Source organism: Halomonas dongshanensis (assembly GCF_024790395.1).
Lineage (GTDB): Bacteria > Pseudomonadota > Gammaproteobacteria > Pseudomonadales > Halomonadaceae > Vreelandella > Vreelandella dongshanensis.
Genome location: NZ_JAJISC010000001.1, coordinates 515,804 through 529,119, shown reverse-complemented (window position 1 = coordinate 529,119; position 13,316 = coordinate 515,804). Strand labels below are relative to the sequence as shown.

General features: G+C 59.4%; 11 protein-coding genes. 9 read left to right on the top strand and 2 right to left on the bottom strand.

Annotated elements, in window-relative coordinates:
• Positions 1 to 39 precede the first annotated feature (39 nt).
• From LLY24_RS02420 to LLY24_RS02385, 8 genes are all read left to right on the top strand, one after another.
• Positions 40 to 651: a biliverdin-producing heme oxygenase gene (locus tag LLY24_RS02420; RefSeq protein ID WP_259034666.1), complete on the top strand. Its 612-nt coding sequence runs from the start codon at positions 40 to 42 to the stop codon at positions 649 to 651.
• Between the two features lie 38 nt (positions 652 to 689).
• Positions 690 to 1,133, top strand: a complete 444-nt coding sequence (locus LLY24_RS02415) for a YbaN family protein (RefSeq protein ID WP_259034665.1) — start codon at positions 690 to 692, stop codon at positions 1,131 to 1,133.
• A gap of 223 nt (positions 1,134 to 1,356) precedes the next feature.
• Entirely contained in the window at positions 1,357 to 4,377 is a 3,021-nt protein-coding gene (locus LLY24_RS02410) for a TonB-dependent receptor (RefSeq protein ID WP_259034664.1), read from the top strand.
• Between the two features lie 127 nt (positions 4,378 to 4,504).
• Positions 4,505 to 5,080: a hypothetical protein gene (locus LLY24_RS02405; RefSeq protein WP_259034663.1), complete on the top strand. Its 576-nt coding sequence runs from the start codon at positions 4,505 to 4,507 to the stop codon at positions 5,078 to 5,080.
• 244 nt (positions 5,081 to 5,324) lie between these two features.
• Positions 5,325 to 7,178, top strand: coding sequence for a type I secretion system permease/ATPase (locus LLY24_RS02400; RefSeq protein ID WP_282563375.1), 1,854 nt, complete (start codon positions 5,325 to 5,327; stop codon positions 7,176 to 7,178).
• Positions 7,175 to 8,539, top strand: coding sequence for an HlyD family type I secretion periplasmic adaptor subunit (locus LLY24_RS02395; RefSeq protein WP_259034662.1), 1,365 nt, complete (start codon positions 7,175 to 7,177; stop codon positions 8,537 to 8,539). Before LLY24_RS02400 ends, LLY24_RS02395 begins: the two co-directional genes overlap by 4 nt.
• A complete protein-coding gene (locus tag LLY24_RS02390; protein ID WP_259034661.1) occupies positions 8,536 to 9,885 on the top strand; it encodes a TolC family outer membrane protein in 1,350 nt (449 codons plus the stop codon). Before LLY24_RS02395 ends, LLY24_RS02390 begins: the two co-directional genes overlap by 4 nt.
• Positions 9,886 to 9,929: 44 nt before the next feature.
• Positions 9,930 to 10,379, top strand: coding sequence for a YbaN family protein (locus tag LLY24_RS02385; RefSeq protein WP_259034660.1), 450 nt, complete (start codon positions 9,930 to 9,932; stop codon positions 10,377 to 10,379).
• A gap of 70 nt (positions 10,380 to 10,449) precedes the next feature.
• Here LLY24_RS02385 and LLY24_RS02380 read toward each other — a convergent pair whose 3' ends face one another.
• Positions 10,450 to 10,800, bottom strand: coding sequence for an MliC family protein (locus tag LLY24_RS02380; RefSeq protein WP_259034659.1), 351 nt, complete (start codon positions 10,798 to 10,800; stop codon positions 10,450 to 10,452).
• 83 nt (positions 10,801 to 10,883) lie between these two features.
• Entirely contained in the window at positions 10,884 to 11,567 is a 684-nt protein-coding gene (locus LLY24_RS02375) for a GntR family transcriptional regulator (RefSeq protein WP_259034658.1), read from the bottom strand.
• Positions 11,568 to 11,851: 284 nt separating this feature from the next.
• Between LLY24_RS02375 and LLY24_RS02370 the strand changes: the two genes are divergently transcribed.
• On the top strand, positions 11,852 to 13,231 hold the full coding sequence (locus LLY24_RS02370) for a flagellar biosynthesis protein FlgA (RefSeq protein WP_259034657.1): 1,380 nt from the start codon (positions 11,852 to 11,854) through the stop codon (positions 13,229 to 13,231).
• Positions 13,232 to 13,316: the final 85 nt, after the last annotated feature.

The window sequence follows — 13,316 nt, the reverse complement described above, 5'->3', positions numbered from 1 at the left end:
TGATGTGCTCCTCCGTTCTTACCCATAGCGAGTCCCTACATGCAAACACTTCCAAACCCGCCGCGTGGAAACGGTACCTTGCCGCTGAGCAAGCGCTTGAAGCTGGATACCCATAATGCCCACCAGCGGGTCGATGAGGCGATCATGGCGCTGTCGCCTTTTGCCAGCCTGGAAGGTTATCGGCGGTTTCTTCAGGTGCAGTATTGGTTTCAGCAGCAGACCACCGCGCTGTATCACCAACCCTCACTCAATGACTGGCTGGAAAGGCTCTCCGAACGCTGCCGTTACGCGGCCGTAGTACAGGACTGCCAGGACCTAAATCTCGATGACGCCACCTTGAAGCCATCGCCACTGGCGCCTCCGCCCATTCCCTCCCACGCGGCCGCCGTGGGCTGGCTTTATGTTAGCGAGGGCTCGAACCTGGGTGCCGCCTTCTTGCTGAAGTATGCCGACCAGCTTGGCCTGTCGGTCAACTTTGGTGCGCGCCACCTCGCTCCCAGCGATTCCGGCCGTGGGCTACATTGGCGCCGCTTTACCGCCCAGCTCGATGCGCTGCCACTCTCCGCAAAGCAAGCGACCGAGGCCCTGCATGGTGCTAGGGATGCTTTTCAATACGTTAAAGACCTAACGGCCATCTTCGCACCACTTTGAGGGTGGACGTTGTATCACTGCCTAGAGAACCACGCCGTATGAATGACACGCCCATCTCGCCTTCCTCGCCGGGAACACGCAAGCGTGCCCCCGCGCGCCGCCCGCTGGTACGCGCCCTTTGGGTGGCGCTTGCCGCGCTGAGCTTTGGCATCGGGGTCATCGGTATTTTCGTGCCGCTGCTGCCGACCACCGAGTTCATGCTCGGGGCGGTCTACTGCGCCTCCAAAGGGTCGCCGCGCTTCGAGGCTTGGATTCGTTCGCGGCGCTACGTAGGGCCGTTGATCAAGAACTGGGAGACCGAGCGTGCTATTTCTCGGCGCGCCAAATACGTCGCGGTAAGCAGCATCATCGCCAGCGCCATGCTGCTGCTTTGGCATTTGGGAGAAGGCTGGCTACGCTGGGCCATCGTCGTGCTGCTGGCAAGCGTAGCGCTATGGTTGGCAACCCGGCCGGAGCCCACGGCGGTAGAGGCAGAGTCCTGAAGCCAACATTCACTTCTCACCTAAGCCTCAAGGCAGGCCAACAGGCCTGCTCACCCTGTGTTTCCGACTTTTTTCGCACAAAAAATAGAAAATTAATCTCTTTAAATTCAACTGGTTGAAAAATAATTTGTAAATAACCAGAAAAACCTATGAGGAAGGTCAGGCTTTCAATCGTTATTAGTAATGAATGATAATCATTACTTAGCAAGGGAGCTTGGCATTCATGAATCAGGGTTTTCAACGCCGCCCGCTGGCCCAGGCACTACTGTCGCCGCCGCGAACGTTACTCAGGCGCACCACGCTCGCCGTCATGGTTGGCTTGTTGACTGCCTCTGCGCAGGCACAAAGCACTGCGGCCGCTGGTGCGCCTGCCTCGCAAGGCGTACAACAGCGCTATAGCTTCGATTTCCCTGAACAGCACTTGCTCTACTCATTGGGCCAGTTTACCGCGCTCACCCAAATCTCCGTGGTTCGCGAAGATGGCCAACCCATCGAGGGCATGGCCCCGGCGCTGCAAGGCGACATGACCGCCGCAGAAGCCCTTCAAACGCTTCTAGCCGACTCTTCTCTCACCGCCGTTTACCGCAACCCCCGCTCGATAGAGCTCCTCTCCCCCAGCGCCGTTTCCGCCGCTGGCGGCGAAGCAGCCCTCAGCACCGTTACCGTCGAAGCCGACCGCCTAAACGACGACTGGGTCTACTACGAGCCGCGCTCGGTGAGTGTGATTAGTCGGGAGCAGATTGATCGTACGCCACCGCGCCACGCGGCGGATATGTTGCAAGATACGCCAGGCGTCTACAGCGCCATCAATGCCCAAGACCCGGGGCTTTCGGTCAATATTCGTGGCATGCAGGACTTTGGCCGCGTCAACATGATGATCGATGGCATGCGCCAGAACTTCAACGAAAACGGTCACCAACAGCGCAATGGCACCATGTATGTCGACTCTGAGTTATTGTCGGATGTCGTCATCGAGAAAGGGGCCAGTACCGGCGTTCATGGCGCCGGGGCCATTGCCGGTAGCGCTAACTTTCGCACCATCGATGTGGACGACGTGCTACTGCCCGGCAACGATATCGGTGTACGCCTACGCGGCATGACCGGCGTCGGTGGCCGTAGCAATGGGGTCAACTTCATCGGCAGCGCCGCCGTGGCGGGACGTTTTGGCGACCGTTTGGAACTCCTGGCGGCCCGCAGCAACCGCAACTTCGGCGAATATGCCCCTGGCCGTCGGCGCCCTAATTACGATTTCCTGACGGTCGGCGTGCAGGATCAATTTCACCAAGAAATTCAGCAAGATGTAGAGCGCGTGCGGTTTACCGACAACGAGCAGGACTCGAACCTGTTCAAAGCGCGTTTTCATATCGATGACGATCAGTCGCTAACGTTTTCCTACTTAGGCACCGAGCTCTCTTATAACAACGTCTCTGATCGGCAGGTCTTACGAGCCGGAGAGGTAGTCGACGGCGATAATGCCTGGCGCCGCTTTGGCGATGCCAATACCACCTCCGATTCGGTCAGCCTGCGCTATAACCTCAACCCTGAATCGCCTTTGATCAACCTCGAAGCGAATGCCTATTTCGTTTCTACCGAGGGGAACCGCTATATCGAAGCGGGCAGGCCGGTGATTCAAGGCGGCACCAACATGACTGATCTGGCATGGATGATTGGCGTCTGCGAAACCAATCCAGTGCAGGATAGTTACTACAACGCTTGCCGAGCAGGTCTCGATAACAATAACCGCACTGAAATCGATACCTACGGCTTTACGCTGGAAAATACCGCGCGCTTTTCACTAGGCGGAATCGACGGATTTTCGTCCAACCATGGTATCGAGTACTTCATCGACAAGGGTAAATCGACGACGACACAAGAGCGCGGCGGGCGACAGTTTGGCGGTAGCCAAAACACCATGCAGCCCAACGGTGAACGCAGTATTGCCAGCGCCTTTGGTAACTTACAGTGGGAAGATGAGACCTTCACCCTGGCAGCCGGACTTCGTTACGACTACTACAAGCTTAAGGGGTCAACACAGTTGCCTGGAGTAGAGTGGACATACCATAACCGCTACGAAAGAGCGTTAAGAAGAGCTGAAAGCGGTCTGAGGACTCGGAGATCCAACTGCGTCAGTACTATCATTCCAGAGCAAAAAAGACAGACAGCTTGCGATGATATTCCGACTTGGGAAGGTTACGTCAACGATCCAACATCAATGATCGACTATGAGACAAGCTGGCGTTACGAACCTACTTGGTTATCGGATACCGTGATGCAAGATTACGATGTCGATAACAGCATGGATAAGCTGCTGCCAACGTTATCCGCGGCCTACCGCCCCAATGGGAACGTCGAACTATTTGCTAATTGGGGCCGTGGCTGGCGGCCACCGGCACTTACCGAAACCTTGATGCAGGGCAGCCACCCAGGTGACCCTTTTGCAGTGTTATTCCCTAATCCCCACGCACAACCGGAAACCTCGCGCAGTTGGGACGTAGGTGCCAACTTTACTGCCCAAGACCTCTTTCGCGATGGAGACCGCTTTTTCAGCAAGCTTTCCTACTATGACACCCGCGTGGATAACTACCTGATCACCTCTATGGTTAACGTGATGCCAGGGCAGCAAGGAGGGCTGGGCCACACCATGTTCGTGCCCAACCTGCTACCGATGAACTTCCGTGGTTTAGAGCTGGAGATCGATTACGACGCTGAAAATTGGTATGCCCAAGCTAACTACACACATGTACTGGGTAGCGATAATCAGTTCTGCCAGAAGATCTATCCTTTGGGCAGCGGTAATATCCGCGAAGATATACCGGATGAGAACGGAAACTACTCTGACGCCCACTACGAAGCCATCGAGGCTGGCTACGACTCTTATGAAGCCATGAGAGATGATCTGACCTATTGCGGCATCGATGTCATCGGTATGAACAGCGCCCGGCAATTGCCCATGGATCGCGGCAGCCTCACCTTCGGTACCCGCTGGTTAGATCAGCGCCTGGATGTAGGCACACGCCTCAATTACAGCGCAGGCGGCGGCCCAAAAGATTTCGATTTCGACCTCTGGCCCACTTACGCCACATGGGACCTCTACGCCAGCTACCAAGTCAGCCCTAACCTGCTTCTACGCGCCACCATGCTTAACGTGCGTGATCGCAACTACGTGACCGGCTACTCGGATATTTTCTCCAAGAGTTACGGTGCGGGCCGCACCCTAATGGCCGGGGCAGAACTGCGTTTTTAATTTAATCGCAGCGCACGACTGCGCTGCTAACGAACATGCCCATCCAGTGGGCATGCAGGGCAGATAACTCACGTTATCTGCCAATCACGGCCTCAAAGCCAACATTGATAAATCAAGGAGACTGAAAATGTCCATTAGCTATACTTATGATGAAGCCTATTTCCCTGATACGTTTTCAACCGGCACGCTAGAACTCCTGTTAACAGAGTTTCAAAAGGAGGGAGCCGGTGGGGAGCATAGCAACGATAACCCAGGTGGTATCAATACTGGAGGATTCTTCACCAACGGAGTTAGCTCAGGCTTGGCGGGCGATACTTACGCTATGGCTAACAATGATGGCGACTTCGCTTTCTCCGCCACTGGCAGCCTTTCCTATAACTTCGCTGACCATGCACTGACGGGCACCTTGACGGGGCTTACGTTGGGTGCGGGCCTTAATAATGGGGAAGTGATCAACGACTTCATCACCTTCACCTTCGATGATCCCATCGTTTCCAGCCATGATGGCCGTGGTAACGAAGTGCACGACATCATTTGGGGCCTGATGAACGGTTCGGTGAACGGTGCCGACGATAGTGCTGGCACTGGCACCAGTGGCGGCTTGCTGGCAGTGCTTGAAGACGCAGGCATCCTCGGCGATGCCATTCCGGCATCCGTTACCGGTGTTGCTGCCAGCGACTTCGACTTCGCCCTGGCGGCGTGAGCCACGCTATCGCTGTAAAAAACCAATAAAAAAAGCAAGGGAAGGATCCCTTGCTGAGTGTTCGAACACCGCGCCTCAGGCTTAGGCCCTGGCGCGGTGCCTGCGCATTCTCGCCAGTTGCGGCGTAATGTCAAGCAGGACGTGACGAAACCATCAATGAGAGAACGAATTCGAGCCGAATGGCTTGGGTTTAGAGCCCAAGCGCGTTCGTCTTTTTGTCATGTGATTTTCAGGACACGCCGCCATGCCCGCCACTTCCCGCCGCTCCACCGGCAATGAACTCACCCAAGCGTTGGGGCGCTATCGCGGCGCGTTACGCTGCGTGGGGTTGTTCAGCGCCATCATCAACCTGCTGATGTTGGTGCCACCCCTATATATGTTGCAGGTGTACGACCGCGTGTTGGCTTCGGGCAATACCACCACTCTGATGATGCTGACGCTCATGGCCCTGGGGCTGCTGGCGCTCATGGGTGCTTTGGAGTACGTGCGCAGCTTGGCGGTCATCCACATTGGCGAGCGCTTCGACCAGCAGCTGGGCCAACGTGCCTATACGGCGGCCTTCGAGCGCGGCTTGAGTGGGCAAGCCGCGCAGGCAGGGCAAGCTACGCGCGATCTCGACTCGCTGCGTCAGTTCATCACCGGTAATGCCGTGTTCGCCTTCTTCGATGCGCCCTGGTTCCCGCTCTATTTGCTGGTGATGTTCATGTTTCACCCCTGGATTGGCTGTTTGGCGCTGGTGGGGGCGCTGCTGCTAGTGGGGCTGGCGTGGCTCAACGAACGGGTATCACGCGCGCCTTTGCGCGAGGCGGGGGCGCTTTCGGTACAGGCCAATGCCACGGCAGAAGCGCAGCTTCGTCACGCCGATAGCATCGAGTCGATGGGCATGCTGAGTGCTTTTGCAGCGCGCTGGGGGCATCTGCACGCGGGGTTCGTGACGCTTCAAGGCATCGCCAGCGAGCGCACTGCGCTGATCACCGCCATCTCCAAGAGCTTGCGCATCGCGTTGCAGTCGTTGGTGTTGGGGCTGGGTGCGTGGCTGGCAATTGGCGGCGAGATAAGCCCAGGCACGATGATCGCGGGTTCCATTCTAATGGGCCGCGCGTTGAGCCCCATCGACCAAGTGATCAATGCCTGGCGGCAGTGGAGCTCGACGCGGCTGGCCTACCAGCGCTTGCAGGCGTTGCTGGCGGCCTACCCCGCCCGTGAACCGGGCATGACGCTACCCGCACCCAAGGGGCGTGTCGATGTCGAACCGCTAAGCGCCATGCCGCCGGGTGCCACTGCGCCAACGCTGGTGCAGGTAGGTTTCGCCCTCGAGCCCGGTAGTTTGATGGGCGTGATCGGCCCTTCGGGGTCGGGCAAATCGACCCTAGCCAAGCTGTTGGTAGGCGTATGGAAGCCACGGGTAGGCGCCGTGCGGTTGGATGGCGCCGATATCCAACACTGGGACAAAGCGCAACTAGGCCCGCACATTGGCTATCTACCTCAGGACGTAGAGCTATTCGCGGGGAGTGTGGCCGAGAACATCGCCCGCTTTACCGCGCCAGAACCCGAGCGCGTGGTCGAGGCCGCACGCATTGCCGGGGTGCACGAACTGATTCTCAACCTGCCCCAGGGCTACGATACGCTGCTGGGCGAAGGCGGCCTGGGGCTTTCCGGCGGCCAGCGCCAGCGCATCGGCCTGGCCCGAGCGCTATATGGCACGCCCGCCTTCATCGTGCTGGACGAACCCAACGCCAACCTCGACGACAGCGGCGAAAAAGCCCTTTTGGCCGCACTGACCCAGCTGCGCGAACGCGGGGTTACGGTCGTGCTGATCACCCATCGCCCGCAGGTGCTAAAGGCCACCACGCACCTGTTGGCGCTGCGCAGCGGTCGGCTGCAAAAGTTCGGCCCCACGAGTGAGGTACTGAGCGCCATGAGCGCCGCCCGGCAGGCAGCAGCACCCACGGCAGCCCCGCTTGGCAACGCCTATGGGCAAAGCGCCTATACCTACGGCAACGTCGCCATCAATGGTCATGCGAATCATGGGCAGGCTCACCCAGAACGGACGAATAAAGGACAGGCCAATACAGGACACGAGGAGCAACGCGCATGACCAGCGAACATCACACGCCTGCGGTAGCGCCTACCCCTCACGCCAGCCCTTCCACCCTGCCAGATTGGCAGGCCATGGCCATGCGGCGCACGCGCAAGCCGTGGCGCTTGGGTGGGCTTTTGCTCATCGCAGGGCTCGCAGCATTCGTCATCTGGGCCGCCTGGGCACCGCTGGATAATGGCATCGCCGTGCCTGCCACGGTGGTGGTATCAGGAAACCGCCAGGCGGTCGAGCATCCTACCGGGGGTACGGTCGAAAGGCTTTGGGTGCGCGATGGCGATCACGTGGATCAAGGGCAGCCGCTGGTTAGCCTGGATACCACGCAGCTACAAAACGAGGCCGAGGTGCTGCGCTTGCAGCACGCCTCGGCGCTGGCGGAAACGGCGCGCCTGGAAGCCGAGCGCGATGGGCAAGCGAGCATCACCTTCCCGCCCGATCTCATGCCCTCGGGCGATGCCGATATCGAGACGCTCGTCAGCCAGCAGCGCTTGCTCTTTGCCAGCCGCCGCAGCGCCCTAGACGCCGAACTCGCGGGTCTTAGGGCCAGCCTTGCCGGGCAGCGCGCCCAAGCCACCGGCCTTGAGGCGTCGCTCGGCCAGCAGCGCGCCCGCCTTGACGTGCTTAGCGAGCAGCGGCGCAACCTAAGCGAGCTGGCCGCCGGTGGCTACATACCGCGCAACCGAATGCTGGAATTCGAAGGCAGCTATGCCCAACTACAGGGCGATATTGCCAGCGCTAACGGCACCCTATTGCAAACCCAACGCCAAATCGACGAGCTAGCGCTGCGCCTGACCCAGCTCCAGGACGAGTACCAGCGCGAAGTGGGCGAAGCGCTGGCTCAGGCCCGCCTGCGCGGCCAAGAAGCTGCCGGGCGTATGGCCAACAACGCCTACGAGCAGGCACACGCAATCATTCGTGCCCCGCGCTCGGGCCGGGTGGTGGGGCTTGCCCTGCACACCGAAGGCGGCGTGGCGCAGCCCGGCAGCCTACTGATGGAAATCGTTCCCCAAGACGAGCCACTGCGCGTGGAGGGCCAACTGCCTGTCGACCAGATCGACCGCGTAGCACCGGGCCTGCCGGTAGAGCTTGCCTTCACCGCCTTCGAGCGCAGCAGCACGCCACGCATTCCAGGGACGGTTACCCAGGTCTCTGCCGACCGTTTGATCGACCAAGCCAGCGGCCTACCCTACTACCGCCTGGAGGTCGAGGTCGCCAACGACGATCTAGCAGTGCTGGGCACGGCGCCGCTAAAGGCAGGCATGCCGGTGGAGGCATTCGTCCGTACGGGTGAGCGTTCACTGCTCAACTATCTGTTCAAGCCGCTGATCGACCGCGCACGCACGGCATGGGGAGACGCATGAGGTTGTTACGTTCCACGGCAGTAAAACTCAGCATCGGCTGCTGGCTCTGCCTGCCCCTGGCTGCCCAGGCGCTGGATTTTCAGACCGCTTACGACTACGCCCGCCAATACGATCCTACTTTGCTTGCCGCACAAAATGCCCGCGATGCCGGGCAGCAGGAGCGCGCCCTTGGGCGCTCACGGCTGCTGCCTACGCTTGGCTACCGCTACTCCTACGCGCGCAATCACTCTGACGTAGAGCAGTCGACCCCGCGGGGCACGACCACCAACGACATGCGCTACTCGAGCCACACCTCGGCGGTGACCCTAACCCAGCCGCTGCTGGATGCGGCGGCCTTCGCCCAGTATCAGGCAGGCAAGGCACGCGCCGAGGCCGCCGAGGCAACGCTTGCCCGCGCCTACCAAGCGCTCGCCGTGCGGGTACTTCAGGCCTACACCGATGCCCTTTATGCCGAGGACGATATCGCCCTGGCCGAAGCGCACCTGCGGGCATTGGAAGAGGAATCGGAAAAAAGCGCCCAGTTCGTCGCCTATGGCGAGGGCACGCGTACCGATCAGTTGGAAATTGCTGCCCAAACGCGGCTGGTCGAAGCGCGCCTGATCGAAGCCGAGGATCGCTTACAGGATGCGCATAACGCACTCGATCTGCTCATTGGCCAGCGACCTGCCACGCCCCTGGCCCCGCTTCGCCCGGAGGCCTGGGCTATGCTTGCAGCACAGGCGCAAGCGAGTGACACCACGTTAGACGAGTGGCAAACCTTGGCGCTGGCTCATAACCCAGAGCTTGCGGCACAGCGCAGCGCCCTGGATGCCTCGCGCCATCAGGTTCATGCCCAGTACGCCGGCCACCTGCCCACGGTACAGCTTTATGCCCGTAGCCAGATTTCCGACTCCAGCAGCGAAAACACCATCGGCCAGCGCTACGACACCGACAGCATCGGCGTCGAGGTCAATCTGCCGCTCTATTCGGGCGGGCGGGTCGTAGCCGCCAGCCGCCAGGCGCAGAGTACCTTCGAACAGCAGCGCCACGAGTTGGATGCCGCTACGGCAGAAATTCTCAACGACGTAGAGCGCCAGTATCGGCTGGTACGCAGCAGACAGCGGCGTGAAGAGGCGTACCGGCAATCCGTCGAGGCCGCCACCCAGCGTGTGGAAGCGACCCAACGCAGCCTGGAAGGCGGCGAGCGCACCCACCTGGACGTGCTGGATGCCGAAAGCCAACGCTTCGAGGCGTTGCGCGACCTAGCGCGGGCTCGCTACGATTACCTAGTGGCCTGGCTGAGCCTGCGCTGGCAAGCGGGGCAACTCGATGACAGCGACATCGCCCAGGTGGCGAACTACTTCTGAACGATTTACGGCGACCCTGCCCGCAGCTTAGAGAGCCACGACGCATGAAAGAAACGCCTCCGTCCTCCCCACCGACAGCGACTCCGTCAACACCGCCTAAACGTGCACCTGCACGCAGCCCGCTGGCCCGCGCCCTCTGGGTGGGGCTGGCCGCGTTGAGCTTCGGCATCGGGGTCATCGGTATCTTCGTGCCGTTGCTGCCGACCACCGAGTTCATGTTCGGGGCGATCTACTGCGCCTCCAAGGGGTCGCCGCGCTTCGAGGCTTGGATTCGCTCGCGGCGCTACGTAGGGCCATTGATCAAGAACTGGGAGACCGAGCGCGCCATTTCTCGGCGCGCCAAATACGTCGCGGTGAGCAGCATCATCGCCAGCGCCATGCTGCTGCTTTGGCATTTGGGGGAAGGCTGGCTACGCTGGGCCATCGTCGTGCTGTTGGCAAGCGTGGCGCTGTGGCTGGCGACCCGGCCGGAGCCGAGCTCGCCCTCCTCTTGAGTCGATTCTATTGCATCGACCTATTGCGTCGGCTTTGCCTAATAAGCACACCGTGATTAGTACACCGCAGTTAGCGGATACGGCACTGGGTAGGCTCGGCGCTGCCTGCCGTCCAGGTGGCCTCATTGCCCTTGCCCCGGAATTCGTAGTCGGTCGAGGCGTACCACATGCCCGAAGCAGGGCGCTGGCTCTCCAAACCGATCACGTTGCCGTCCAGCGTTACTAGCGCTAGGTCTTGTCGCTGATCGAACGCAACCGAGAACGTCGTGCCGTCATCGCAGCGGTAATCAGCGTGCGGAAAAGCTGCATGCTTGGCATCCCCTTGCGAAGCGGAAGGGTGCGCACAGCCCGCGAGCGCCAAGGTAGCCAACAGCGCCGCCCCAGAAAGCGTACCTTGAGATAAGAAGCGTAAAGACATCATGGACACCATCCTTGCGTCGTTGAGCAGTCGTCTTGAACCGGCTTGTGTAGCCTAGCTTGCCGTTCAAGTATGGTGGCAGGTGCTCAGGACGACAACGTTGGCGTCGAAGATGCCTGCTCTGTACTGGCGTACTTCATCCACGTCTTGCCCAGATGTTTACGTAACTCGATGCCCAAGCGTTCACTATCGCGCGCTTCGAGCGCCGCCATGATGGCCTCGTGCTCGTCCATCGCCCGCGACCACTTCTCGGTCTTTTCGTTGGAGAGATAGCGCACGCGATAAAGCTGCCGGCTCAGATTGGCGTGCATATCAACGAGCGTCGCATTCCCAGAAAGCGCCACGATGCGGTTATGAATACTTTGGTTCAGGCGAAAGTACGCTTGGCGATCCAGCCGAATGAAGGCAGCTTTCATCTCATAATGCAGCGCTTTTAGCTCGGCGATATCACCATCGCTTGCCCGCTGGCACGTTAGCTCGCCAGCGGCTTGTTCCAGCACGCTGAGCACGTAGGCCTTCTCTTTCATATCCTCGGGGCTAACATCGGCAACTACCGCGCCTCTGTGCGGTAGAAGCACGACGAGCCCTTCGGTGGCTAAAATCTTCAATGCCTCGCGCAGCGGCGTGCGCGACACGTCGAGCTCCTCGGCTAGCTTTCGCTCGGGCAGGCGTTGCCCAGGCTGAAAGCGGTCCATCACGATATGTTCACGAAGAAAAGTGGCTACTTTATCGACCAGCCCCGCATGGCTGACTTGGTTGGCTTCTTCCATGGCGTTTGCGCTCTTTCAATGAGGCGCAAGAATGGCATACCAAAACTAGCCTTTCAAATCCTAAACCCTCTATCAAGGAACAAAAATAGGCTTGTTTTTCATATAAATATGCTTAAAAAAGCGCCACCAAAGACCAAAGTATAAGCGCCGAATAATTGACCGCAAAAATGGTATACCACAACATGAATCATATATCGGGGCTTAAGGTTTGGCAGGACGCAACGCTTTACCCTTAGCTCAGCGCTACGCCATTCGCGTTCAATAACACATAAAAGAACATATATATGAACTACTTATACCATTTCAATTCAGAAAGAGTGGTCGAAGCCTGTATTGCAGGAGCAGGTGATTTTGGCCGCGGCGTACTGCGCCAAGCGGAACAGATGCGCCAACTCTCTGCCCGCATTGCGATCGACGTTAGCCCTGAGAAAGCAGCAGAGGCCATTGTTAATGCTGGTATTTCCAAAGAAAAAATAATGGTATGCCATTCTGAGAAAGACGCACAGCAAGCATGGGAGCGGGGTGATTACGTGGCAGCAGGCAACTTCGAAACGGTTGCCGCCCTGCCCTTCGACATTCTGGTCGAGTCCACCGGCATACCCGATATTGGCGCCCGCTACGCCGAAGCGGCGCTGTTGGCAGGCAAGCACGTGGGGATCGCGACCAAAGAGACCGAGTCGGTCGTCGGCCCTTACCTGACACGCTTAGCAGAAAAACAGGCACGTTTGTTCACGCCGCTCGATGGCGACCAGCCCAGCTTGTTGATCGGGTTGGTCACCTGGGCGAGAACGCTCGGCTTCGAGATCATCGCCGCGGGCAAAAGCAGCGAATACGACTTCGTCTGGGATGAAGCGCGCAACATCGTAACGTGCAACGGCATCGAGTACCCGGCAGCAGACCTCGCCGAGCACTGGACACTGGGCGAGCACGCAGGCGCTACCGCTCAGGCACGCAGCAAGGCGCTGGCGGCCATTGCGCAAATCTCGGTTCCCGATCTGTGTGAGATGGTCAACGTAGCTAACGCAACGGGGCTCGCTCCTGATCGCCCTGAGTTTCATGCCATGGTGCTACGCACCGACGAAGTGCCCACGCTGTTGGACGCCGAAACCCAGGGGGGTGTGCTTCAGGGTATCGAGCGTTTGGAAGTGTTCAACTGCCTGCGCCGCCCAGATGAGCTGAGTTTTGCCGGTGGCGTCTTCGTCGTGGTGCGCTGTGAAGATCCGCACGTGTGGAAGCTCTTGAAGGACAAGGGCCACGTCCTGAGCCGTAACGGCACTAGCGCCATGGTTTACCTGCCACGCCATCTGCTTGGCCTGGAAGCGCCGATTTCGCTGCTGGACGCCGTGCTCAATGGCTTGCCCTCGGGTGGCGGCCACGACACCACGCCGAAGTTCGACCTTACCGCACGGGCAACGCGCGATATCGCAGCAGGACAGTTGTTGGAAATGAAAGGCCACCATCGCCACATCGATGGCCTTCGCCCGGAAATTCATCCAGCTGCCGCGCTAGCCGACACCGCTAACGTGCCCTTCTATCTGCTTCCGGGTGCCGAGGTCGTTCGCGATATTGCCGCAGGACAAGCCATCACTTTGGCGGATGTACGCCTACCGGCATCGCGGCTTTACGAGCTACGCCTGGAGCAGGATCGCCTGTTCCATAAGTAACCCTTACGCCTCGGCGTTAACGCAGTGCCAAGGGTAGCGCCACCAACGGCTGCCCTGGCATCACCAAGAGCAACGTTCGTCAGCA